The sequence below is a fragment of the Hahella sp. CR1 genome, assembly GCF_029813005.1.
Lineage (GTDB): Bacteria > Pseudomonadota > Gammaproteobacteria > Pseudomonadales > Oleiphilaceae > Hahella.
Genome location: NZ_JAPELK010000007.1, coordinates 45,380 through 69,145, shown reverse-complemented (window position 1 = coordinate 69,145; position 23,766 = coordinate 45,380). Strand labels below are relative to the sequence as shown.

At 47.1% G+C, this 23,766-nt stretch carries 21 protein-coding genes and 1 tRNA gene; 16 read left to right on the top strand and 6 right to left on the bottom strand.

Translation table 11 applies throughout. The annotated features are described in order from the left end of the window. Positions 1 to 10: 10 nt before the first annotated feature. Positions 11 to 304 (top strand): hypothetical protein, encoded by a 294-nt coding sequence (locus ONV78_RS17765; RefSeq protein WP_279505143.1) that lies wholly within the window; start codon positions 11 to 13, stop codon positions 302 to 304. 369 nt (positions 305 to 673) lie between these two features. On the opposite strand, the gene ONV78_RS17760 is transcribed toward ONV78_RS17765, so the two are convergent. Further along, on the bottom strand, positions 674 to 1,540 hold the full coding sequence (locus tag ONV78_RS17760; protein WP_279505142.1) for an ImmA/IrrE family metallo-endopeptidase: 867 nt from the start codon (positions 1,538 to 1,540) through the stop codon (positions 674 to 676). Next, a complete protein-coding gene (locus ONV78_RS17755; protein WP_279505139.1) occupies positions 1,530 to 1,859 on the bottom strand; it encodes a helix-turn-helix transcriptional regulator in 330 nt (109 codons plus the stop codon). The genes ONV78_RS17760 and ONV78_RS17755 overlap by 11 nt, the downstream gene beginning before the upstream one ends. Positions 1,860 to 1,981: 122 nt before the next feature. Between ONV78_RS17755 and ONV78_RS17750 the strand changes: the two genes are divergently transcribed. Genes ONV78_RS17750 through ONV78_RS17735 form a run of 4 tightly spaced genes read left to right on the top strand, consistent with a single transcriptional unit; the run spans position 1,982 to position 5,134 of the window. Continuing rightward, positions 1,982 to 2,947, top strand: a complete 966-nt coding sequence (locus ONV78_RS17750; RefSeq protein WP_279505137.1) for a CBASS oligonucleotide cyclase — start codon at positions 1,982 to 1,984, stop codon at positions 2,945 to 2,947. An 11-nt stretch (positions 2,948 to 2,958) separates the two neighbouring features. Then, the gene (locus ONV78_RS17745; RefSeq protein ID WP_279505136.1) at positions 2,959 to 3,468 is read left to right on the top strand and encodes a hypothetical protein; all 510 of its coding nucleotides are present in this window, start codon (positions 2,959 to 2,961) and stop codon (positions 3,466 to 3,468) included. Continuing rightward, the gene (locus tag ONV78_RS17740; RefSeq protein WP_279505134.1) at positions 3,468 to 4,400 is read left to right on the top strand and encodes an AAA family ATPase; all 933 of its coding nucleotides are present in this window, start codon (positions 3,468 to 3,470) and stop codon (positions 4,398 to 4,400) included. Before ONV78_RS17745 ends, ONV78_RS17740 begins: the two co-directional genes overlap by 1 nt. Before the next feature lie 2 nt (positions 4,401 to 4,402). Beyond that, a complete protein-coding gene (locus ONV78_RS17735) occupies positions 4,403 to 5,134 on the top strand; it encodes a DUF6602 domain-containing protein (protein WP_279505131.1) in 732 nt (243 codons plus the stop codon). Positions 5,135 to 6,468: 1,334 nt separating this feature from the next. On the opposite strand, the gene ONV78_RS17730 is transcribed toward ONV78_RS17735, so the two are convergent. Continuing rightward, on the bottom strand, positions 6,469 to 6,750 hold the full coding sequence (locus tag ONV78_RS17730; protein ID WP_279505130.1) for a helix-turn-helix transcriptional regulator: 282 nt from the start codon (positions 6,748 to 6,750) through the stop codon (positions 6,469 to 6,471). A gap of 97 nt (positions 6,751 to 6,847) precedes the next feature. On the opposite strand from ONV78_RS17730, the gene ONV78_RS17725 reads away from it, so the two are divergent. From ONV78_RS17725 to ONV78_RS17715, 3 genes are all read left to right on the top strand, one after another. Then, positions 6,848 to 7,402 (top strand): hypothetical protein, encoded by a 555-nt coding sequence (locus ONV78_RS17725; RefSeq protein WP_279505129.1) that lies wholly within the window; start codon positions 6,848 to 6,850, stop codon positions 7,400 to 7,402. A 16-nt stretch (positions 7,403 to 7,418) separates the two neighbouring features. Further along, positions 7,419 to 8,819: a DEAD/DEAH box helicase family protein gene (locus tag ONV78_RS17720; protein ID WP_279505127.1), complete on the top strand. Its 1,401-nt coding sequence runs from the start codon at positions 7,419 to 7,421 to the stop codon at positions 8,817 to 8,819. Positions 8,820 to 9,147: 328 nt separating this feature from the next. Continuing rightward, a complete protein-coding gene (locus tag ONV78_RS17715; protein ID WP_279505126.1) occupies positions 9,148 to 11,064 on the top strand; it encodes a BPL-N domain-containing protein in 1,917 nt (638 codons plus the stop codon). A 735-nt stretch (positions 11,065 to 11,799) separates the two neighbouring features. Here ONV78_RS17715 and ONV78_RS17710 read toward each other — a convergent pair. Then, entirely contained in the window at positions 11,800 to 12,339 is a 540-nt protein-coding gene (locus tag ONV78_RS17710) for a hypothetical protein (protein WP_279505124.1), read from the bottom strand. Positions 12,340 to 12,864: 525 nt separating this feature from the next. Beyond that, positions 12,865 to 13,116, bottom strand: coding sequence for a helix-turn-helix transcriptional regulator (locus ONV78_RS17705; RefSeq protein WP_279505122.1), 252 nt, complete (start codon positions 13,114 to 13,116; stop codon positions 12,865 to 12,867). A 232-nt stretch (positions 13,117 to 13,348) separates the two neighbouring features. On the opposite strand from ONV78_RS17705, the gene ONV78_RS17700 reads away from it, so the two are divergent. The 3 genes from ONV78_RS17700 to ONV78_RS17690 are packed head-to-tail and all read left to right on the top strand — an operon-like array spanning position 13,349 to position 18,415. Then, positions 13,349 to 15,862, top strand: a complete 2,514-nt coding sequence (locus tag ONV78_RS17700; protein ID WP_279505120.1) for a helix-turn-helix domain-containing protein — start codon at positions 13,349 to 13,351, stop codon at positions 15,860 to 15,862. After that, the gene (locus ONV78_RS17695; protein WP_279505117.1) at positions 15,862 to 17,004 is read left to right on the top strand and encodes an ATP-binding protein; all 1,143 of its coding nucleotides are present in this window, start codon (positions 15,862 to 15,864) and stop codon (positions 17,002 to 17,004) included. Before ONV78_RS17700 ends, ONV78_RS17695 begins: the two co-directional genes overlap by 1 nt. After that, positions 16,994 to 18,415 (top strand): TniQ family protein, encoded by a 1,422-nt coding sequence (locus tag ONV78_RS17690; protein ID WP_279505116.1) that lies wholly within the window; start codon positions 16,994 to 16,996, stop codon positions 18,413 to 18,415. Before ONV78_RS17695 ends, ONV78_RS17690 begins: the two co-directional genes overlap by 11 nt. Positions 18,416 to 18,661: 246 nt before the next feature. Here ONV78_RS17690 and ONV78_RS17685 read toward each other — a convergent pair. Continuing rightward, positions 18,662 to 18,748 (bottom strand) — tRNA-Leu (locus tag ONV78_RS17685). Positions 18,749 to 19,032: 284 nt separating this feature from the next. On the opposite strand from ONV78_RS17685, the gene rnr reads away from it, so the two are divergent. The 5 genes from rnr (at position 19,033) to rplI (ending at position 23,655) form a co-directional block, all read left to right on the top strand. Then, positions 19,033 to 21,459, top strand: a complete 2,427-nt coding sequence (rnr, locus tag ONV78_RS17680; RefSeq protein ID WP_279505115.1) for a ribonuclease R — start codon at positions 19,033 to 19,035, stop codon at positions 21,457 to 21,459. A gap of 78 nt (positions 21,460 to 21,537) precedes the next feature. After that, positions 21,538 to 22,281, top strand: coding sequence for a 23S rRNA (guanosine(2251)-2'-O)-methyltransferase RlmB (gene rlmB, locus ONV78_RS17675; protein WP_216739615.1), 744 nt, complete (start codon positions 21,538 to 21,540; stop codon positions 22,279 to 22,281). Between the two features lie 126 nt (positions 22,282 to 22,407). Further along, positions 22,408 to 22,836, top strand: a complete 429-nt coding sequence (gene rpsF, locus ONV78_RS17670; RefSeq protein ID WP_216739614.1) for a 30S ribosomal protein S6 — start codon at positions 22,408 to 22,410, stop codon at positions 22,834 to 22,836. 16 nt (positions 22,837 to 22,852) lie between these two features. Beyond that, positions 22,853 to 23,083, top strand: coding sequence for a 30S ribosomal protein S18 (gene rpsR, locus ONV78_RS17665; RefSeq protein ID WP_011395632.1), 231 nt, complete (start codon positions 22,853 to 22,855; stop codon positions 23,081 to 23,083). Between the two features lie 125 nt (positions 23,084 to 23,208). Beyond that, on the top strand, positions 23,209 to 23,655 hold the full coding sequence (gene rplI / locus ONV78_RS17660; protein ID WP_279505112.1) for a 50S ribosomal protein L9: 447 nt from the start codon (positions 23,209 to 23,211) through the stop codon (positions 23,653 to 23,655). The last annotated feature ends 111 nt before the right edge of the window (positions 23,656 to 23,766 follow it).

The window sequence follows — 23,766 nt, the reverse complement described above, 5'->3', positions numbered from 1 at the left end:
CGAAAAAGTTGTGGCCATCGAGAAGAAGTTGAATAAAGAGCTTGAAATAACCCTCCTCAAAGGTCGAGAGCACCAAGAGCAAAAGGATCAGTTGAGCAAGCAGCTGTCAGCATTTGGACGTCAGAACATGGATGCCGATAAAGCAATGGCTTTGCTATCTCAGTCTCTGGAAATCACCAAAGCCAAACTGAGGTCAGCCCAAGACAAGATCATGCTCCTAACTGACGAGAACAGGTTCATCCTTCAGGAAAAAGCGGTGATTCAAGGGCAATTCAAACAGCTTCAGGCGTCACTCTGCCTTTGAAAGCCTCGTATAGCAAGGGGTTCGGGGCGGTCTGGTTACAAAATGGGGCTATGGTCATTGGACCCCTGTATGGTTAGCTGCAACCCTTGAAAGCCAAAGCGTCAGTGTCGACTGGCAAGCTGGAAACGGAAATCTCAATAAAGACAGATATGAAGAATCACTTGCTGAAATAGGAAAGTAATACCTTGGAACGCAGAGGGTGACCTGCTGCTCTCAGGCTCAGTAGGGTATTTGCTCTTATCGCTGGCCACCTCAGGCGCTTCGCAGACCTTATTGCTGTTTTACGACAGAGAAGGCTCATACCCGGTCGACTGAAGGTTTTAGCTCAAAATAAAGGCTTAAATCGAGCGTAAAGAGTAACCAATTCCTCTAATCTTCTTCATCCTGTTTGCGGTAATAGCCAGCGGGATTGTTTTCAAGTTGTAACACAGAAATTGTAAAGTCATAAAGTTCAGAAAATACCACCATTTCCGCGCAGCTTTCTTCAAACCACGTTCCGGGTGGAAGTTCAACCCCTTGCCGTTGATTTTCTGAGGTTATACGGCCTGATGCTAAGGAAGCAGCGGGAATCGGAATCGGGGGGCAGTTGGATGTTTTAAAATAAATACCGCTACGGAAAGCAGCCTTACTCGATCTAGCCCATAGAATAAAACCATCACGTGACACCACCAGAACCGCACGCCGTTCTGTATATTCTATCCATCTCAATACGGCTGCAATCAAGGACACTTCGTATCTATCAGCGCAATGGCCTATCATGTCGAGGTCAATCACGATTTTGGGGTCAATTTGGTTCCGGTAGTCATCCAGCGGCATTAAAAGATTTGCGGCAAAGACATTGGCTTCGTGCTCAACCTGTCCAAATGCAGAATCCCAACGAACTATATCCTGCTCACCGCATTCAATGCCGTTTGGATAAGCCATTCTGTGTAAAAGGTAGTGCCCCAATTCGTGGGCAAGCGTGTAATTTATGCGCCCTTTAGACTGCATGGAATCGTTGTAAATAATGCCCCAGCCTTTCTTTCCTGCCGGGGCTTTGAATAGACCCCCATCGAATCGGGGAAGCGACGCGCCTTTAATTTTGGTAATGGGGTCATCAGGATATTTGTGGTGAGAAAAGTCTTTTGCTATGGCCTTCACATTAACCGGGAAGCGCTCATGTTCATTGGCATAAGCGTTAAGTATGTGGGTTAACTGGAAGGCCCATTTCTGCGGGGTAATCTTATCAGTCGTCATCCTCATCCCATAAATCTACCATGGACCGAATCTTAGCCTTGGTCTTATCGTCCATTTGCTGATACTTTCGGTAAAACTTAGCGTCCGTGGCATCCTCTACCGTAATGCTGGCTTCTTCGTCGATCAAATACTCTATGGTCACGCCCAAATGATGGGCAATCTTTGATAGTTTCTCTGCGGATGGTCTTGGTGGAGCTTTGTTCTCCAGTTCCCAAATATAACTCTTGCTGGAATCACTTAATTCTGCAAGCTTTTCAAGGGTATAACCCTTTTTATCCCTCAAATCTCTAATTTTCGCTCCTAAAGCGGTTTTTGTCATAGACCCTCCAACACACAACAAAAGTTCGGAATAGACATACATGATAGTGTTGACTTCCGGAAATATCCATGTTTTTATGTGTTCAGAATTCCGAACATTTTTTATTTCTGTAGAGGTACGGCATGTCTCGCGATCATGTGAACCACAAAGACATAGCGGATTTCGCACAAAACAAGGTGAATCTCCCCGCAGACAAAGCTAATGAATACCGTGCACAGGCACGGAGGCTGAGGGAAAAAGTGGAGAATTACCTTAACGAGCATCCGGACTTCTCGCTTAAAAAGATGATGTTGTCTGGCAGTTTGGCTAAGGGAACAGCGCTTCGGACACTCAATGATATTGATGTAGCCTGTTATGTGAGCGGTGCAAATGCCCCGTCGGAGATACCCAAATTGCTGGAATATATCGCTGAACGACTGCGCAAGGCATTTCCCAACTTTTCCCCCGACCAAGTAAGACCGCAAACCTACAGTATTACCGTATCGTTCAAAGGCTCTGGCCTAGATGTGGATATCGTTCCAATCCTTTACTACGGGGGGGATAACTGGTACGGAAATCTTGTGAGTCAGGACGATGGCTCATTCCTGAAAACCAGTATTCCCCTACACCTAAATTTTATTAAAAAGCGAAAACAGAAACATGACAAAGACTTTGCCCAAGTTGTTCGATTGATAAAGTTTTGGGCACGCAAGGAAAAACGCGAGAAGGATGGATTCCGCTTTAAGTCATTTATGATCGAATTGATTCTTGCCAAGCTGAGTGACAACGGTGTTAACTTTTCTGATTACCCGGAAGCGCTGCAAGCTTTCTTTACTTACATCGCGACAACGGATATGCGCGAATTAATTGTCTTTAGTGACTATTACTCTCCTGACAAAGTTGGTTCGATTACAACCCCCGTAAAAATTATTGATCCCGTGAATGAAGATAACAACGTTAGCGATTTATATACGAATGCACAGGCCGACATGATTGTTGATGCCGCCATTGATGCAGGAGACGCTATTGATGCAGCACTCGCGGCTACTACAAAACAAGAAACCATATACTATTGGCAAAAGGTCTTTGGGCCTTCCTTTCATGTGTGAGGTTAGCAAAAATGAGTTTTAGCGTTACGGGAACAGAATCAAATACATTTACGATAACTCATGCTAGACGACTCGCATCCAAGGTCGCAACTGACCTCAAACGTATGCAACGCTTTTATGGTCATCCCAGCGACAGAAAAATCGAAATGTTTGAGCAAGAAATTATTCAATATTTAAAGCATGGGTATCTGGAAAAGGTTTCCTACGGGTTTAAGAAAGATGGAAATTGGATAGAGCCAACCTTGATATATCGTGCTATCGACATTGAATACTCATCTGATGATGATCCGGGTAAAGTAAGACCGGGTCGGGATGTTTCCGGCGCTTCGTTTTACAGCTTCCTTGAATATTCAAACGCGTGGCTTGCTCTTAGCGATAGTGAAAAGGAGCAGTTTAACAACACATTGCCGCTTGATCGGGGGACTGCCGATACTCCAGGAATAAATGGTTATATAGAGGATGATAGAACCTACTCATCGGGAGGGAAATCTTTGTCACGTTCCAGCGTTAGGAGTTATTAATGAATACAGCAACAGCGATGGGTGGCCTTTTTGAAGCTGCTAAAACCTATCCCGATTTCGATGCACAAGACCGGCTTAATCGGCTGGTTGGCCTTGATGAACACAAAGACAGACTAACTAAAATACTATCTCTGTTAGTAAATCCACAAGGGCTAAAACAATGGGTAGCCACACATCATTCGGGGGCGGGCCAGCTCGTCGATATGATTTTGAGACGTCCACCACTTGTTGTATTGGCTGGCGACGTTGGCTCTGGTAAATCAGAGCTGGCAGAAACGATTGGTGATGCGGTAGCACGTCAGGAAGACATTGATATCACTCTTTTGCCATTGAGCCTTTCCAGTCGAGGACAAGGACGTGTCGGAGAAATGACACAGTTAATTTCTAGTGCGTTTGAATACACGGTAAATGAAGCGCAGAAGTTAAAGTCTGCGAACGGTGCATCTCGGGGCGGAGTAATTCTGCTGGTTGATGAGGCTGATGCTTTAGCTCAATCGAGGGAAGCATCACAGATGCACCACGAAGACAAGGCCGGAGTGAATGCGTTTATCCGGGGTATTGACCGAATTGCCAACGGGCAGCTCCCAGCCGCAGTTATTATGTGTACAAATCGCCTGAATGCCCTTGATCCTGCGATCCAAAGACGTGCGGCAGACATACTCACATTCCACAGGCCAGACACCGAGCAACGCTTCTCGGTGCTTAATTCCCTACTATCACAACTGGGGTTTTCAAAGCTGCAGATAAACTCTGTTGTTGAGGCGACAGGACCAAGCGGAGACAGGAAACATGGATTTACTTTTTCTGATCTTACACAAAGGCTAATACCTGCCATCGTTTTAGATGCCTATCCGAGTCAGGCTATTGCTCCTGAACGCGCTCTCAGAATCGCTCAAAGAATTGAGCCAACACCACCTTTTCAGGAGAAGTAAATATGAGCGATTGGTCACTCCCAAAATTATTAAAAAATCTTCACAAGGATATTGAAAGGAAGCTGTCAATCGTTCGTGATTCTATCGCTCACCCTGGCGCTAAAGGTGATGGAAGTGAAGCAGTATGGTTAAAGCTTTTAAACACGTACCTTCCAAAAAGGTATCAGGCTGCTAAAGCCTTTGTAGTGGATAGCAACGGTATCTTTAGCGATCAAATTGATGTGGTGGTTTTTGACAGGCAATATTCTCCATTTGTTTTTCACTATGAAGAACAAACTATAATTCCTGCTGAGAGCGTCTATGCTGTATTTGAAGCAAAGCAAACATTAAATCTGGAAATGACTAAGTATGCCCAAGATAAAGCTAAAAGTGTGCGTGATCTCCACCGGACATCTCTTCCAATTCCACATGCAGGGGGTGTATACCCCGCTAAACCACTAATTCCTATTATGGGCGGTATTTTGACATTAGAGAGTGATTGGAGTCCTGCATTGGGAAAACCTCTGACAAGCCAGCTTGAAGCGAAGAAAGATAGCGCTTTATTAAATCTGGGTTGCGTCGCAAGCCATGGATATTTCTATCATGATAAACAAGAGGATCAATTCCACTTGTTATCAGAGTCTAAAGCTGCAACTGCTTTTTTGTTTAAACTTATCTCCGAGCTGCAGTTCAGTGGTACTGTTCCAATGATTGATATTCAAGCCTATGGTAAATGGCTGCTTGATGAAGATTGACTTGCCATAGAAATAACAAGTTATTCTGTTGTTTTAGTTGTTTTCCTTAAGATTAAAAACGGTTAATTCTCTGATATTGAATTGCATAAGCACTGCGTAATGAGAATTGCCAACCCTGTCCGCAATGCTGCAAAACGAAAAATTATAATCGCGGATTGATGTAGGAGAGACTATCACTTCCAGGCAAATCGTACTATATGGTGAATAATTGACCATATTTTTCCCCATGAGAGGTGAAAATGGCACTCAATATCTCAAATTCGCTACTTTACTCTCTATGCCATGGTTTCCGGGGACTCTCTGCTGCAGAGTATTTCCTTAAAATCGTATTTTTAGCAATTTCCTGCCACTTTAATAAGACTTCAAGCAAGAAACGAAGTGCGATTCCCCTGCTATCACTTCCAACTCGCAATGCTTTTTCTGAGGGAGCAGCGAATTCGGCAAGCTAGAGTTGGTCAGGTTCGTAAAAGGGAGTTACCCTTATCTGTTCTTTCGTGCGATAGCAATCTTTTAACGTCAAACTAGTCATGTCAGAATGGAGATAGTCGTTGGTTCGCTAGAGGCCTATTAGTATTGGACAGATGCACATCATGCCAGTCACATTGGGATCGGGGATATTTTACGCTAGACTGCGTCGAGTGTGGTGGGTTTGCCATGACAAGATCTTGTCCACACTGCCAAGGCAAATGCGGTGCGATTTGGTATCGGCAGGTGTCTATGTCTAATGCTTACAAACGGGCCTTTTATAAAGGCGGATGCATGTTCCAATCACAATGCAGATCCAGTGAGCAGTAATCAGGTAGCTGCTAATTTTGAACTTGTTATTGCGATCTGTGCTGGCATGACAGTCAATAAGCAGACCGACTCGTTCCATTCGCGTTTCGCTTTGCCAGAGCCGTTGTTATCGCTACTGCCTATAAACTTGTTTCAAATCGGTTTTACCTTTGGTTTGAATCCAAGGCTGCAGCTTTTTAGAGGGTAATGTGGCCATTAGACCACAGGCGAATATTGTGCTTGATATCATGGGGCTGGCGTTGTGGCCGAGAGTAAAGCCAAAGGATGGTCTTTTCATGGTGATCGAAGTGCTAGCACCTGTCGGTCAAGTGCGCTGAGCTGTTGGCTGAGGGGCTCGGTTGGCTGCACAGGAGACTGCTACGACAACGCTCTTGCGGAAACTATTAACGGCTTGCACAAGCGCCTTTCACTTGGGGTGAGAAATGCAAGAGTCATTGATATATTCAATCGGCCGGACATGTGCATTCCTTCGAGCAAGAAAACCTATCTATACACCTTCACAACTATTGAGTGCGCTATTCTAAAATCATTGTGAAGCATCAAAAGGCGTTGGGCCGTGAACCCAATCTTTGAGAGGATGCTTTTAAAGCGCTAATTATTACACCCATCTCTTGCTGGGGATCTAAGCCTAAGGCTTGGCAGATTTCAACAAACTCAAAGATGTCTAGTTTGCGGCTGCCATCTTCGATTTTTCCCAAAATGCTATGCGACACCCCAAGCTTTTCAGCTAGTGTACGAATGTTCATTCCAGAGTTCTTGCGTCTGTTTTTTAACCAGTTTCGCAAAGTCTCATAGGCAATTGAGTTTCTAGATTGGCGCATTGTCTCATTATTAGAGACATAGTAGACTGTCTCGAAATTCGAGACATTGAAGAAGTGCTTGTATTAAGCGTCATGAGAAAGCTTATCTAAGGTAGTTATGAATCAGTCCCAAATAAAGATCGACGTCGATATCGCTGATGTCTTGTGTGATCCTGGTTTTGATCGGTTTACAGTCACGGAGTTGCGTAACGCTTATTGGGAAAAATCGAGCGTATTGAATTTATCAAAAATAGAAGCCCGTCGTACTGTGTATCGTCAGATACTGCGTCTTTTGAAGCATGGCCTGTTAGAAAAGATTTCTTCTTCTGAAAACTGTCGTGAGCATCGTTATCAGAAAACGGAGCATTTTCGTGAACTCGCAATTGAGAAAAAAGTTCCGCTTTCTGTCAACGTTACTGATAGTCAGGACTATGCAGAATCAACTTCCTCCTCTGCTAATGATAGTTTGAAGCAACAGCTACTCGACAGATTACAAGGCTACCGCGTGGACTTATTAACAAGTCTTGGGGAGTCGGAAGAATATGAAGCCCTTTATGAGGCTTTTCCAGAGTTAAAGTCCGAGTTACAAAGCCGGTACGATAGCGTACGTGATCAGAGTTCAAAGATTTTAGGAAAGGTAAAAGCGCTTGAGGCGCTTATAGCCGTTTCCTGACAAGTCATTACCATCCATGAATTTACGTCATTGGCAGCGTGACTGTCTCGAGCATGCGATTGAGCACTATCGATCTCACCGGCATTATCTGTGTCTCGCTACACCTGGGGCGGGAAAAACCGTACTAGCAACTGAAGTCGCAAACCATATGGTTATGGCAGGCATGGTTGACTATGTTCTTTGCTTCTCTCCGTCTGTTGTGGTTGCGCTTGATTTCCGAGAGGCTTTGGAAAACCGTTTAAGCGCCAGATTTGATGGCCAAATAGGGTCTCGGGGTTGGTCAATGACTTATCAAGCCATGCTAACTATAAGCCCTCAACTATGGAAGATCGTTGAGGACTACCGTGTACTCGTGATCTTCGACGAAATTCATCACTGCGCCGGAAGTGAAATGAATAATGCCAATGCTTGGGGAGCGACCATATTACAGCGTATCAGGGGCCGGGCTTCTTATACGTTATCATTAACAGGAACTCCTTGGCGCTCTGATCAGCTCCCAATTGTTTTGTCGCGGTACTCAGATGAAAGCTTTCAAATTCGATGCGACTACACCTACGGAATGCTATCTGCAGTTGATGATGGGGTTTGTCGTTTGCCTCAAATTATTGTGGTGGATAACGACTGCATTAAGTGGACGCCTGAAAAAGGGCCTTCTAAAGTTTTTACTAACATAGAGGAGCTTCTTGCCCACTCCAGCTATTCATACCATCAACTGATTGAACATCCTTCCGTTTTGGAAGGTTTACTAGGGCTTGCCCAAAAGAAGCTGTTGCAGCTCCGTAAGGTTAACCCCCGTGCAGGAGGGCTCGTTGTCGCTTCTTCGGTATCCCATGCTGAATGTGTCAGGGATTATCTCCAGTTGAAAACACGGCAGCCAGTGGTTCTGGTAACTTATCAGGAATCCGAGTCCGCTTCACTTATTACCCAGTATAAGAACGGAGATATACCCTGGATTGTGTCCGTTGGAATGATCAGCGAAGGAACGAATATTCCACGGTTACAGGTATGTTGTCACTTAACTCGCATAAAAACGGAGCTGCATTATCGACAAATTTTAGGGCGAGTCTTACGTAGGGAAAATTCGCGGGACTTAAAAGGTTATCTATTCATGCTTGCTGAGCCAACTTTAGTTAGCTATGCAAAACGAATAGCTGAGGACCTGCCTGAAGTAACAGTGGTTCACAAACGAAAGCAAATAGTAGAACCAGTTTTTTTGGATGAATGCCCACAGGGGCAGGAGTTGGGAGAACCAGTTATTGGTAATAATCCTGCCCCAACAACCCTGGGGGAGCTGATGACGGGTAGCCTGACTTCTGCTAGTGAACCGAGTCTCCAGAGCGGCTACCACCAGAGTTTGGGGGTGTATGGGCGGTATCGAAGTGAGGTTATAAGCCTTCTACAAAACTACTTGAACTGAATGATTTAGATAGAAGAAAGCAACTGCGCCAGTTTTGCGATCAATAATTCTTGGACTGTTGTACGGCAAACAATTCTGGACAGGCTATGCAGGCTTTATACAAGCTACGCGAAGTCCTAAGTCATAGAGTATGAGGTATCAGGTAATGAGTCACCCTTGGTTTGTTGGTTACTCCACATTGGTGTGTGGCGGAGAACGTGACGACTAGATGTGATTTGTGGTGCTCCTGATACTGCGCAGAAGAACTCTGTTGGAGCAGGCTTTTCGTAAGTGTTTATAAAAACCGCCGGCTCTCGTCTCTATGGCTTTACTCATGAAGGGAATAACTATGAAAGTACGCTCTTATAAAACCCAGGTTGGACTACCCCTGCAGCTGTTTCTTTCCTCCTTGCTATTCGCAGGTCATTCCGCAGCGGATAAACTCACTAATGAACCCATCCCACCAGGAGAAGGGTTTTATAAAGATGTTCTGATAAATGCTGGCCCTGGTGTAAGTGCACCTCCAGTCAGCCACTTTGATTCTCTGGGCTTGTCCTATGAGCAATTGAGCTATAAAGCCTACCATGAAGAGGATAAGGAAGAGTTTAAACAAAAGTTTATTGGATCGGATATTGATCTTAATGGTCGCTTATTGTACCCAGATGGCGCTCCTCGTTATCGGATGCTGAGCATTGGGAAAGCATCTTTTTTGGCTGGTGGCTCAGGCAATGGAGGTGGTGGATATCATTCACAAGTTCTACATGATGGTCTCAGCCCACTTCGTCGCACAGGCGTACAACATATCCAGGACTTCGTAAAAAATGGTGGAGGATATGTCGGGTTTTGTGCGGGCGCCATTATTGCTGGTAGCAGTCCTTTCCAATTGAGCTTGTATCCAGGTAAAACATACCCCTTGCCAGACACTAGCGCTACTGTAAACCTAAAAGACCTATTTACGGATTATCTTGGTTTTGGTGAAGTCCCGAATGTTTGGAGCAAAGGAGGTGGCTACATCATGCAGTCACCTTCAAGTCGCTACCCATATAACTATCAATACCCTGAGGGGGTAGAGATTCAGGGAGTAGCCGCTGGCCATCCAGCGATTTGGTCCTGGAAAGATCCGGGTAATCCCTATGGAGGAACTTTGGTGCTCAGTGGAAGACACCCTGAGCTCAGTCACGATCCAAGAGCTAAACCATTAACAGAAGCAATGTATACACTCGCGATCCGGAAAAGCTTGGATGAGAATTATGAGCCCAAAGTCCGTATCAAAGGTGAATTGGAAAATGGTCAAATCCGTTATATGCATGAAGAGACGGGCTATCATGATCCCAGTTACATAAAAATCGGCGATAAACAGTACCATCACTTCAAGTTCAGAGTGGATGACGATCGTAAAAAGTACCTGAGTATCGAATTAAACCGTGAGCAAGGCTATCGCTTTAATCTGTACTTGAAGAAAGATAAGCCAGCCTTTGCCAGTAACGCAGACAAGAGCTTTATTGATGTCGGTCTCGAAGACCTGGCTTTCGATAATTTGAGTGAAGGCGAATGGTATTTAAGCGTTGAGAATGCGACTACTGTCGATACCATTGGCGCGAATAACACAGAGTACTCTGGCGAATTAGGGGTATTGAACGGAGTTGCCTATGACCTTACTGCCACCTGGGGCGTTGAAGAGCCGTGTGACAGTGGCATTGGTAATGTTAGTTTCGTGGGACCCGTTGTGCCCGGGCAGAATTTACCGATTTCCTGGAACGCTGAATGCTTTGAGCCTGGTCGTCGTGCGACGGTCGCATTGGTCAGGGCCGGTGATGAAATGCAGGTGGCCACTATATCTCGCGATGGCGGTTTGAACGATGGTCTCAATCGTTTGAATTGGAGTGTCACTTATAATCAGCCTGGGCTATTCAAAGTCGGTGTCCGCGATAACCAGAACCCGAATATAATGAGCCTAAGCGAGCCGTTCGCATTTAAACAGCCAGAGATGGTTATAGTGCCCCCGGTTTCCAGTGGCGGCGAAAGACTAAGTATTATTTGGTTTTGGCGCGGGATAGACAGTCGTGTCAGTTTAGACCTGTATGTTGGCGATACTCTCATCTCTAACCTGCATTCGGGACTTGCCCAAGAGAGCGGGGCTAACTCCATTTTAGTCATGGCCAATTGGAGTTGGAATCCACAGGCGAACTATAGAGTCCGTTTTAAGACTTTGGATCTGGATGAGAACAAGGTTTTTTACAGCCCTATTTTTAAACCATCTCTTTAGCTTCTAAGTCTAACGTTAGCAAGGGGGAGGGAGGTCTAGGTTGAGACCGATGATGTTGTCCCCTCCCCAATGAAAGGCGGCAAAGTCTCAAATACCGCCTGAAATGCTGTGGCGACCGAAGGGCGTCGCTGGGTCGGGGCAGTAACAATGGAGGCTCTTCCACCTGTCAGTCAACTTGTGCTACAGACGGGTGTTTTCCTGCGCTAACGTAATTTGCTCGCTTAACGGGGTGTCTATTATTGTTGGGTAGGGCCGGGGGGTGCTACACATCAAGCACCCGAAGGACGGCTTTACACCCTGACTTTCTTCACAAGACGAGCAAACGATAATGTAAGGAGTGATGCGGGTGTTAAACCTAGGAAAACAACCCTCATATCGTCCGAAAGCCAATACAATATCGATGCAAAAACTAGTAATGCTAATATCATTAGCAATACTACAATTGAAAGAGGGAAGATACTTGCTATTTTCATGGTTTTTGCCCCCCTTTTATCTGTTGAATATTTTTATATTTACGGGGGGGCTCTGTTGCTCTGCTCAGATAAAAATATATTCTATTTTTCATAGAAGATTCCTGGGCTGGAGTGGGAAGCTCACTCCAGCGATTGAACTTGAAATCAGAATCCACTACTATATAGTTGCGTGCTGTATAGGAGTGCGCTTCCCATTCCTCTAAAATGAGAGTGGGAGTCCATTTCTCTACTGCTTAGAGGGCTGGTCTCCAGTCCTCTTTCTTCATTCTTTTTCTGGTATTGTTTGAATTAAGTCGCATAACTTATCTGCCTTCTTTTTCGTTAGCGTTAGGGGTATTCCGAGAATTTGAATAAACTGGTTGTTCCCTAGTGGAAAGTTTAGACTTATTGTATCTTCAACGTGCATGTCGGCTTTTTCTGAAGGGGGGGCTTTAGTTGCCACTTTTTTCTCCAACTCTTTATTTGGCGGGGTGGACTCATTATCTTTCTCTATCAACGAAGATGGGGTGGAGTTGTTTTTTTTGTAGGCGAAGAAGCTTCTCATAGAGCTTCTGAATCTGCTTAAATATACCTGCTTGGCCTTAGTGTTTACATTGTCGCATTGTTCGTTTGCAAACTTCTCACAGGCATCCTTAACGTTCAGTTTTCTTAGGTCTTGTAAGGCTTCAGGAGAATAAGTGCTTAGGACTCTTTTGACGGCATATCGCTGACCTTTAGCGGTGTAATGGCTTATTAATCCATTTGAGGTAGCGTAGTTTAGATAGAAGATAAAGGATTCGTAGGAATATCCGTTGTCCGTCATATAATCTCGTCCTTTGATCGTGAATCGTAAAATCCTTTAGGTTGGCCTAATTGAATGGCTGCCTAATTCAACTGTTTTTTTTGTGCGTAGTCAAGTGTGCTAAGAATTTTTTCTAACATCCCTGCATGTGAAGTGTTCGGATATATGATATATGCAGTTATACTTGATGCTAACTTGATATGTAACCGGTAGTGGTGATTCTTAAAGTTTGATAGTAAATGCGATTGAGGTTTTTTGATCTGCTTATGTTTGAGGTGTGTCTTTAGAAAGTATTCTGCACGTACTAACATACTAGTAGAATGGAAATCTAAGTACTGCATTTCAGGGCTGGTTGGTTGTGTGCGGCGCTGGTCTGTTCAATGATTACTCCCTTCTTTTTCTGGGTCGCTTTTCCGCCAAAGCGCCATGCCCCTTTCGACGGGAATAAGGCATTGCCCCCCCCCCCTCAGTAGAATCAGCGCTTTATAGGTCGTTGCAATATGGAGGCTCTGGCATTGGCTTAACGTCATTACATGATAACGTTGTTTAGGTCTGCCGGCTCGCTTTTTTAGGTCTGTCGAGTTCCAATGAGAAATGCAGCTTTGCCCCCAAAAAGCTCGCAAGCATAACTAAGCTTCGAGCGGAAATGTTCCGTTTTCCTCTTTCTATATCGCTTAGATAAGGGCGTTTGAATCCGCAGGCTTTGGCAACGTCTTCTTGGGTTAAGCCTTTCTGTTTTCTTAGGTCTCTCATTTTCTGACCAAATTCGACCAGAAATTTTTCTGCATTGGTTGACATTCGATCACCTGCGCAGCATCTTACGTAATGTAACTTATAAGTTACATTTTCGACGCTAATTGGAGGGCGGTCAATGCTCACAGAGGGAGATGTGGTCGATAGGTGTCGCGCTAAGGGTGTGACTGACGAGGGAATTGAAACAGTTTTAGCTATCAGAAGTTCTCCGCCAGCTCGTAGGGTTGGCGGCCCCGGTAAGAATCTGTCGATATGCTTTAGGTTTGCAAGCCGAAAGATGAGGCTGACAATACAGGCAGAGAGCTTATCCATTGAGGCTGCAGCCCTATACTTGTGCGAGTTTTCGCCAAATATTCATGAGTTTTATGACCAGCCTAGCGCCAAGCTTCGCTTTCCTTATCGTAATAAGTCGGGGCGTCGAACGTGGGCTAATAGCACAGCAGACTTGTTTGTTATAAGTGACGACTTTATTGGCTGGGAAGAATGGAAGAACTCCCCTGATCTGCTTAAGTTGAGTGCAGAAAAGCCAGGGCGTTTTCTCTGTGACACTCAAGGCAAAGTATTCCGGTCACCGCCGGCAGAGCAGTATGCGGCTCGCATGGGGCTTGGGTTTCGAATTAGGTCTGAGTTAGACCTCTCTTACCGGTTGGTTGAAAACTTTCGCTTTTTGCTAGATTTTTTGTCCCAAGGTGTTGCGGATGAGCTCACTTCTGCTGAAATGGCCTATCTGGATGCGCGTTATAGGGGGCAGCGATGGTGTCTGTTGAAAGATTTGATAGACCAAGAGCTGCTACCAGCTGACCGAGTTTATAATCTTGTATTGTCAAACGGGCTTTGTGTGGATCTGGAGTCAGACCGACTGAGCTTTCCAGAATTTTGCAGAGTTTTTCGTTCTGAAGAAGACATGATGATCGCCAAGAGGCTTTCAGTTTACCCGGTAAGCGGGGATCTTCAGGTTGGCGTGAAGCTAACAAGAAATGGAAAGGAACTACATGTTGAAGAAGCTTCTGTTGATTCTGTCTCATTGATTGGAGTAGCTGGGGTAAAGGAAGTTATCCCGCGTTTTGTGTTGGATGAGCAAATTAATCGAGGCCTAATTACCTTACAGGGTAAGGATGCAGATCCCGTTCTAGATCAACTCAACCGAGCGGGCCGAGATGAGCTTGAGGAGGCGAACCGGCGTATAAAGGCAGTAACACGGCTCAATGCTGGAGAGGCGGTGAGTGAGGTTGCTAAGGAACTGAAGGTTTCTCGGCGAACGCTTCTGGTCTGGAAAAAACGATATCTAGCAGGTCTACATGAGTTGGGTGATGGGTACGTAGGCTTGCTTCCTAATACCCGGGGGCGAGGAAATCGGGGGCCCCGCTTACCTGGTGAGCTAGAAAAGCTTGTTCAAGACGTACTTGAAACACATTTTGCTGTCAAAGAAAGGCCTCCCGTAACGCATGCATATGGCCGGTTGTTGTCGTTATGCGATGAAAGAAAATTAGTGCCGCCCTCCGAGCGAACATTCTATCTGCGTGCGAACAATCGTGATCATGTTGAGACTACCCGAGCTCGTCAGGGCGATAAAGCAGCTTACCAACTAGAAAGTGGTATGAACCAGGGGCAGTCAATGCCGGTAGACTTTTCTGGGCAGTATGCAATGGATGTGATTCATGCAGATCATACCGAGCTGGAACTGGAGTTGGTTTGCAGTCGCTCTGGGGCCAATTTGGGAAGGCCATGGCTGACACTGTTGATCGATTGCTTCAGCGGTATGCCGCTCGGGTATGCCGTACTTTATGATCCGCCCAGTTATCGAAGCATCATGATCGCAATCAGAAGCATGGTGCAGCGTTTTGGGTACATGCCGAGTAATATTTGGGCCGATGGTGGGGCGGAGTTTCGTAGTGTTTACTTTGAGTCCTTGGTGGCAAAGTATGGCGGATCTATTCTGAGACGAGATGGGAAGCCTCGGCACGGGGCTATTATCGAACGATTTTTTGGTTCTGTGCAGACGCAGCTAATTCACCGCCTAAAAGGAAATACTCAGGCAACCAGCGGCAATGTTAGGGAGTTGACTAGGAAGGTCAACCCGCGACTCAATGCGATATGGACCCTCCATGAGTTCGATAAGGCATTAAGCGATTTGTTGGAGCACTTACGCGCGCATGCTCAAAGCAGCGAACTGGAGTCGCCGCTAGAGAAGTACGCCAGAAGTGAGCGAACACTGGGGGTAAGGCGCAATCGCCAGGTTCTGTATGATCAAAAGTTTATTATTTCCACGCTTCCCACGACCCGTAAAGGCACTGCCAAGGTCAACTCTAGAACAGGCGTCCGAGTTAATCATATTGATTATTGGCATAGTTCATTTCGTGCCAGTGATGTGCGGAATAAGTGTGTTCAAGTTCGCTATGATCCATACGATATTGGGTTTGTGTATGCATACATAAGAGGGGGCTGGCAGAAATGCCAAGCTGGCAGTTATTACGATGTGTTTCGTGGACGGTCTGAGCGCGAGCTAAATGTTCTACTTAGTGAGCATCGCCAGAGAAAAGGGCTTGCAAGAAAGCAAAGAACGTTGACTATGCGGGAGCTTGCCCGATTGTTTGACCTATTTGAGGAGCGGGAAGCAACACTTTCTCAGCGTCAACAAGCCAAGGACAGTGAGCGGCTACTCATAACCGTCGAAGCCCCCTTAGAGGAGGAAAATGCTTTCAATACATCCTCCAGCGAGATAGCTGTTGAGTCTAATTCAAGGAATGAAATCAAAGTCGATTACTCGGCGCTTATCCCGGAGGATTTTTGATGATACATCCCCAGACCCGTGTTTCTGAGGAGCTATTTGTCGCCACAGCCGCGGCGAAAAAGAGCTATTTTCACCGTGGATTTGTTCTAAAGCACAGTAGTCTCGCCCGGGTATTTGAGGAGGTAAAGTTATCTCTTCAGGAGCATACAGGTAAGCATATTATTGTTGTTGCAGGGCCTACTGGCGTGGGAAAGACGACTTTGGCGAGCCGGCTTGTCGATCATGTCTACCAAGATATAGTCCCAGACTGGGCTGCTGCCCCCCACTGTATTCCTGCTATTTGCGTGGAGCTTAATATGGAGGCAGGGATTGTCTTTGATTGGAAGGAGCTGTATCGGCAAGTATTGGAGGAGTTAGAAGAGCCTTTGATTGATCGAAAATGCCATGTTGAGAGAATCTCTAATGAACGTGGTGGAAGGGTATTGACGGGGAAGTCTGCAGGAGCGGCAGCGTTACGAAATCAGATGAAGAGGGCCCTTAAAGACCGTGAAACTCAAGTGATAGTGATTGATGAGCTCCAACACCTCTTTAAGCACGGTGGGAGGTCCGAGCAGCACTACGAAGTGCTTAAATCTCTGTCTTCAAAAACTGGCTGTACCATCATAGGGTTAGGAACCTATGAACTTTCCGGAATGATTGATTGGTCTGGCCAGATTAACCGGATTGCGAGTTATGTACAGTTTCCTCAATACAAATTTGCCACACAAGAAGATCAGCAAACATTTTTTAACGCTTACAATGGCTTGCTTGCACATACGCCAATTGATTTGGACGCAGGTCTTATGCAGCCTGACCTCACTTTTTTCTATGTTGGGAGTTGTGGGTGTGTGGGAATTCTAAAGGACTGGGTATATAGAGCACTGTCTCGAGCTCTTGCAATGGCCTCTCCTGTGATGACCTTGGAACATTTTGAGATTACGATGCTGTCCCCCAAGGCCTTGAAGCGCATTCTTGAGGAGATACGCGAAGGGGAAGAGTCCTTTAGGCAACCTGATTATGAAGAAATCAAGCAAGAGGCTCTTGGGCATGCAACAGGGAAAATGAAGGCGGGCTCAGTTCCGCAGCCGAACGCTAAAGTGAAGAAAAAGGGCGGTAAGCCGGGCTATAGGAACCCTGTTAGAGATCCTGCCTATGTATCATGAAGCGTATTTGGCTAAATGCCCAAGAACGTTATTACGTTCCTTGAAGCCCTTAGGGAAGGAGCTTCAGAAAGAGTCTTTGACTTCCTATTGTTGGAGGCTTGCTTGGCATCACTCATTAAAGCCTGCGGTTTTATTCGGTTCTATCATTGATCCAGGGAAGTCTTCCGGCTTTCTCGTGCGCGAAGTGGCTACGTGCTTTAATTCAATGACAAGAAAGACAGCTCACTTGGCTGAGAGGGTGTCTCAGCTTGTAGGGCTTTCGATGGCGGCCGTTATGCCGATGACTTTGCTGCATTGGAGCGACGCTCTGGACCCTTCTGCGCACGGGCTGATACGGAAAACCAAGCATTGGTGTCCCCTTTGCTTTCTTGATGACAGAAAGAGTGGCCTCTTTTATGAGCGCTTAGCTTGGTCGCTTGAGGGCGTTGAGGTGTGTTCTATCCATGATTGCAAGCTCAGGAAGGTCTGCCTTCATTGCTTGATGGAGCAGCCTTATGTGTCATCGAATGTCTCCCTTGGCTACTGTCACCATTGTCGTAAACCGTTGGGTGATCGCTTGGTCGATAAAGTGACACAGAGCTGGTTGGAGTCAGATAAAGGGTTTTCAGATTTGGTGTTTCAGCAAGAATCGGTTGACGGGAGGATGTACTCCCACCGGCGGCTCATCGAGGAATTAAAGTACCTGATAAGCGTGAGGGCTGACGGCTCTTTGGTGGCGTTTGCAAAGGAGGTCGGATTTGATCGGCGCGTGATTGAAAAGTGGATAAAGGGGGAGGCGAGACCTACTGCTCTTAGCTTGATGCAACTTTTCGAGATGTACGATATTCCATTGTCGGAAGTACTTTCGGGGCAAGAGAGCATCTATGGCCTGTGCATTAAGGGGCGGTTACCGAATTTGAAGCGTACCCAACACAGGAAGCGTTTCGTTATTGGTCCCTATGAGCCTGCCAAAATATCAGATGGGCGTTTGGTTGCACTGGCCAGCCCAAAGCCGGAGGCTCTAGACTCAGCAAAAATCATGAGAAAGGTGAAAGTCTATTTGAATGAAATTCTACAAGGAGCTAGGCCTCCTCAGTCGCGCAAGGCAATAGCTATAGAGTTAGGGGTATCAGCTGGATTTCTTGAGTTTAGTTTCGGTAAGACGGTTAGAGAAATCACTCGGCTATATCGTATCCACAACAAGCAATGCGAAATGGGGCGGCGTTCGGTGTTGGATGGGCTTATGCGTGATGCTGTGGATGATTGTATTCGTGCGGGGAGGGCGCCTTCCTGGAGGGCTGTTGTAGAGATCATGCCTGCCAAAGCTATTAAGCGCTTTTCCTTTGCGGAGCTCAGTGATTCACGTGCTAGGGCGATTAGTGCTCATCCGCAGAAACTGGCTAGTGAGGCAATAGCTAAGCGTGAGGAGTAAGCTGTAGTTCTGAACAATAAAACTGCACTAATTGGCGGAAATTTCACTGCCCTTCTGAGGGGTATGGTTGTACTGACGCTTTATACAGAATTGGTATCTAACTGATATGTATTGGATTTTTTTAAAAATGGGGTGAAACAGTTTTGTGTTTCTAATTGGGCGTGTTGTAATTCTGCAAAATAAAACTGCACATAGTGCAATCTTATGGTTCGAATAACACTTCGTTGTCTTTATCCTTAAATTAAATGGTGCCGAGGAGAGGACTTGAACCTCCACGGGGTTGCCCCCACTAGCACCTGAAGCTAGCGTGTCTACCAATTTCACCACCTCGGCACTTCAGGATGGCGCGAACTTTACGCGTCACTTGGATCTTTGTCAACGCTTTTTTTGAGTTGGGTTTTAACTTTTTTTAAAACCGCGCCTAAATTGAAAAAGTTGAATAAAAAGCAAACGTTAAAGTGCTCTGAGTGCTCAAATTGTTCTAAATTTATACATGGGGCGGGCGCATCTGCGAATGGTTTTTAAATGCGGGAATTATGTTAATGTGACGGAAAACCAACCATATCGGTCGCAGGTTCCGCTATGTTGATGAATTTTGTAGATTTAAGGTCCTTTTAATGGGAAAAAAGAAAAAGAGTAGTTTGGATCCTTTTGCGGAGCGCGAAGCAGCCCGTTATGAACACCCCACCGCAAGTCGCGAATTTATTCTTACCTTTCTTGAAGAGCGCGGCGCTCCCGCGACCATCGAAGAAATAGCTTCCTCTTTTAATGTAGTGCAGCCTGAGCCCTATGAAGGGTTGCGTCGTCGATTGATCGCCATGTGTCGGGACGGTCAGTTGGTGTGCAATCGTAGGGGCGCCTATGGCTTGCCGAAAAAGATGAATCTGATTCGCGGTCGGGTGCAGGGTCATAAAGATGGCTACGGCTTTGTTATTCCTGAAGAGGGCGGCTCGGATTTATACCTGTCATCGCGTCAGATGAAGCGGGTCTTTGATGGCGACATTGTGTTGGTGCGTGCGGAAGGCCGAGAATTTAAAGGCAAGCGTGAAGGCGTGATCGTTGAGGTGGTCGAGCGGCGAACATTCGAAGCTGTTGGGCGCATATATATGGAGAGTGGAGTCGCCTTCGTTGTTCCAGACAATCCTCGTATTACCCAGGACATCCTGGTGCCGGAGCATGCTCTTAATGGCGCCAAGCACGGACAATATGTGACATTGGAGATTGTGCGTCAGCCCGATGTGCGTGTTAATCCGATGGGACATGTCAAGGAAGTGCTGGGTGAGCACATGGCGCCGGGCATGGAAATCGATGTCGCTCTGCGCACTTACTCTATCCCATTCCGCTGGCCGGAAGAGGTTGATGCGGAGGCGGCCAAGTTCAAGTCCAAATTGAGTGCGCGTGACAAAGCGCACAGAGTTGATATTCGACACCTGCCGTTAGTGACAATCGATGGCGAGGATGCGCGGGATTTTGATGACGCGGTCTATTGTGAGGCGAAGAAGTCTGGCGGCTGGCGTTTGTATGTGGCGATCGCCGACGTTTCGCATTATGTGAAGCCGCAGACGGCTCTGGATAAAGAGGCCTTTCAGCGCGGGAACTCAGTTTACTTCCCTAACCGGGTGGTTCCCATGTTGCCTGAGGTGCTATCCAATGGACTGTGCTCGCTCAATCCCGATGTCGAGCGGTTGTGTATGGTCTGTGAAATGACCATCAGCCAGAAGGGTAAGCTGAGCGGCTATAAGTTTTATGAAGGGCTGATGCTTTCCAAGGCGCGGCTGACCTACACCAAGGTGGGCGCCTACATCGACGACCCAGAGTCTGCAGAGGGAAGGGCCTTTGCGGAAAGATATGCGGATCTGGCGCCGCATATTCGCGAGCTGCATAAGTTGTATATGGCGTTGAGACAGGCTCGGGAAGAGCGCGGCGCTATTGATTTCGAAACCGTTGAAACCCGGATTCTTTTCGATTCGGACCGCAAGATAGACAAGATCGTACCAGTGGTGCGCAATGACGCCCACAAACTTATAGAAGAATGCATGTTGTGCGCTAATGTCGCGACGGCGAAGCTGCTGGAGAAGTATGAAATTCCTTCGCTGTTTCGTGTGCATGAAGGGCCTACGGCGGAGAGGTTGGAGAATCTGCGCGCGTTTCTTGGCGAGTTGAGTTTAAGTCTTGGGGGCGGCTCTACTCCGAAGCCGTCAGACTATCAGGCGCTGACGGAGAGTATCCGTGGTCGGCCGGATAGCGCCACACTGCAGACGGTCATGTTGCGTTCGTTGAGCCAGGCGGTATATCAGCCAGAGAACAAGGGCCACTTTGGTTTGGGGTATGAGGCGTATACGCATTTTACTTCGCCGATTCGCCGCTTTCCGGACTTGCTGGTGCATAGGGCAATCAGAGATCTGATTCGAAGTGAGCGGCCCTGCAAGAATGTACAGCGGGTGGAGGGCGCGCCAGCCTTACCTAAAAGCGCACGTTATAACTATGACATGCAGGCGCTACTTGTTCTTGGAGAGCAATGCTCGATGACTGAGCGTCGCGCGGATGAAGCCACTCGTGACGTGATGAGCTGGCTTAAGTGCGAGTATCTGACTCAGCATGTGGGCGAGAAGTTTGATGGAATTGTGGCCGCTGTCACCGCGTTCGGGCTTTTTGTCGAGCTTAAAGATTTATATGTCGAAGGGCTTGTCCATGTTTCCTCCCTGAAGAGCGATTACTATCAATTCGACGCGGTGAAGCATCGTCTTGTCGGTGAGCGTACAGGCGTTACGCATCGCCTGGGCGATGAGGTGAGGGTGCAAGTGGTTCGAGTCGGGCTAGAAGATCGTAAGATCGACTTGGAAATGATTGGCGAACCCAAGCGCTCAGCGCCGGGTAAAAAGAACAAGCGCAAGGAAATTCTGGCGCAATGGAATGAAGAGTGGAAAAAGGAAAAGAAAGCGGGTAGCGGACAACCTGCGAAAGGCTCCAAGGGCGGTAAGGGTTCCGAGGCGAGTGGTCCTTTGCGTAAGCCGCAAAAAAAAGGACGCCGCAAACGCTCTTAGCAGTATGAAAAAGCTGGCGTAAAGCAAACACTAAACCGGTAGAATGCCGGTTTTTTAACGTACGGAACGAGTTTAACTGTGTCTGAGTCAAACATTGTGTTTGGAATGCATGCGGTAAGAGCACTGCTGCAGAAGCATCCGGGTAAAATTGATCGTTTGCTGCTGTCGGAGCAGCGCCATGACCATCGCTTGCAAGAGATAGCGCAGCTGGCTCAAGAGCGCCGGGTGCCCTTTACTCAAGTGGGTAAGTCAGCGCTGGATAAGGCTGCTGATGGCGCGCATCAGGGGGTTGTGGCCTATCTGAAGGCGGACCGAATGAGCAATGAGACCGATTTGGAGGAGTTGCTGGAGAAGTTGGAAGAGCCAGCGCTGTTGCTCGTCCTGGATGGTGTCACCGATCCTCATAACCTTGGAGCTTGTTTGCGCTCCGCCAATGCGGCGGGCGTGCACGCCGTCATCGTGCCCAAGGATAAGTCCGCTCCGTTGAATGCGGCGGCTAGGAAAGTGGCGTGCGGCGCTGCGGAAGTGACCCCTCTGATTCGCGTCACGAATCTGGCTCGTACCTTAAAGCACATCCAAACTTATGGCGTTTGGCTGGTTGGCGCAGCCGGCGAGGCGGAGCAAAGTCTGTATCAGGCGGACTTCAAGGGTTCGGTCGCCATCGTAATGGGAGCTGAAGATAAAGGGATGCGCCGCCTTACTCGCGAAAACTGCGACAGTCTCGTCAATATTCCCATGCTGGGCGAGGTCAGCAGCCTGAATGTGTCCGTCGCCACAGGCGTATGCTTGTTTGAGGCAGTGCGACAGCGTCAGTTTGGTTAGTTTGTGTTCGCTTTCGGGCTTGCAAGTCTTGCTGAACAGGCATAGAATGCTGCCCTCTTAAAACCACCATCAACTCCTTGCTTTACGAAAACGCAACGTAAGGCTGTTAAACCGAAGGGAGCTACAATGCGTCACTACGAAATCGTGATCATGGTTCATCCTGATCAAAGCGAGCAGGTGCCTGCAATGGTTGAGCGTTACACCTCCAGCGTAAACGCTGGCGGCGGTAAAGTTCACCGTCTGGAAGACTGGGGGCGCCGCCACATGGCTTATCCCATCAACAAAATTCACAAAGCGCACTATGTGTTGATGAATATTGAGTGTTCTCAAGAAGTCATCGACGAACTGATGCACAACTTCCGTTTTAACGACGCCATCCTCCGTGACCTGGTTATTCGTCGTAAGGATGCTGTGACCGAAGTGTCGCCAATCAAAGCAGCTGAGTCCCGCGAACAGCGCGCTCCTCGTGGCGAAGATCGTCCCGCCCGCGTCGTTGCTGACGACGTTGACGACTCTGACGACGATACTGACGACGAAGACAGCAACGAAGAATAAGGTATAGGAGGCTATCATGGCTCGTTTCTTTCGCAGAAGAAAGTTCTGCCGTTTTACTGCCGAAGGCGTAAAAGAGATTGATTACAAAGATGTAGAAGTGTTGAAAGGCTACATCACTGAAACTGGCAAAATCGTGCCAAGCCGCATCACCGGCACCAAGGCGCGTTACCAGCGTCAGCTCGCCACTGCTATCAAGCGTGCGCGTTACCTGGCTCTGCTGCCTTACACTGATCGCCACGACGACTAAGCGCCTGAAAAATTCCCGCCATTTTCTCATTGTTAGTGAAGTGGCGTAGAGCAATCAGGTTCTTAAAGGTTTGCCAATCGGAAGCTAAGAGGCTTCCGATTGTTACAAGATTTGAGGTAAACAAGATGGAAGTTATTCTTCTCGAAAAAGTAGCCAACCTCGGAAACCTTGGCGATAAAGTTAAGGTTCGCGCTGGTTATGGCCGTAACTTTCTGGTGCCTTACGGCAAAGCTGTTCCTGCAACTAAAGCGAATGTAGAGCAGTTCGAAGCTCGTCGCGCAGAGCTTGAAAAAGCGGCTGCCGAGAAGCTGTCCGAAGCTCAGACTCGTGCAGAAGCTATCAACGGTAAAGAAGTGACCATCGTTGCCAAATCTGGCGACGAAGGTAAGTTGTTCGGCTCTGTTGGTACTAAAGACATTGCTGACGCAGTGACTGCTTTGGGCGTTGAAGTTGAGAAAAGCGAAGTTCGCTTGCCTGAAGGCGCTCTGCGCAACACAGGCGAGTACGAAGTAGACGTACAGATGCACACCGACGTTACTGCTACCGTTAAGGTAATCGTAGTCGGCGAGTAATCTCCGGTCATACAAGAAAAGGCAGTCCGCTCCATGCGCACTGCCTTTTTTTATGTTCTCAAGACTTCACCATAGTCGTGTTGTCCATGCCCGCAAATTAGCGATAATAAG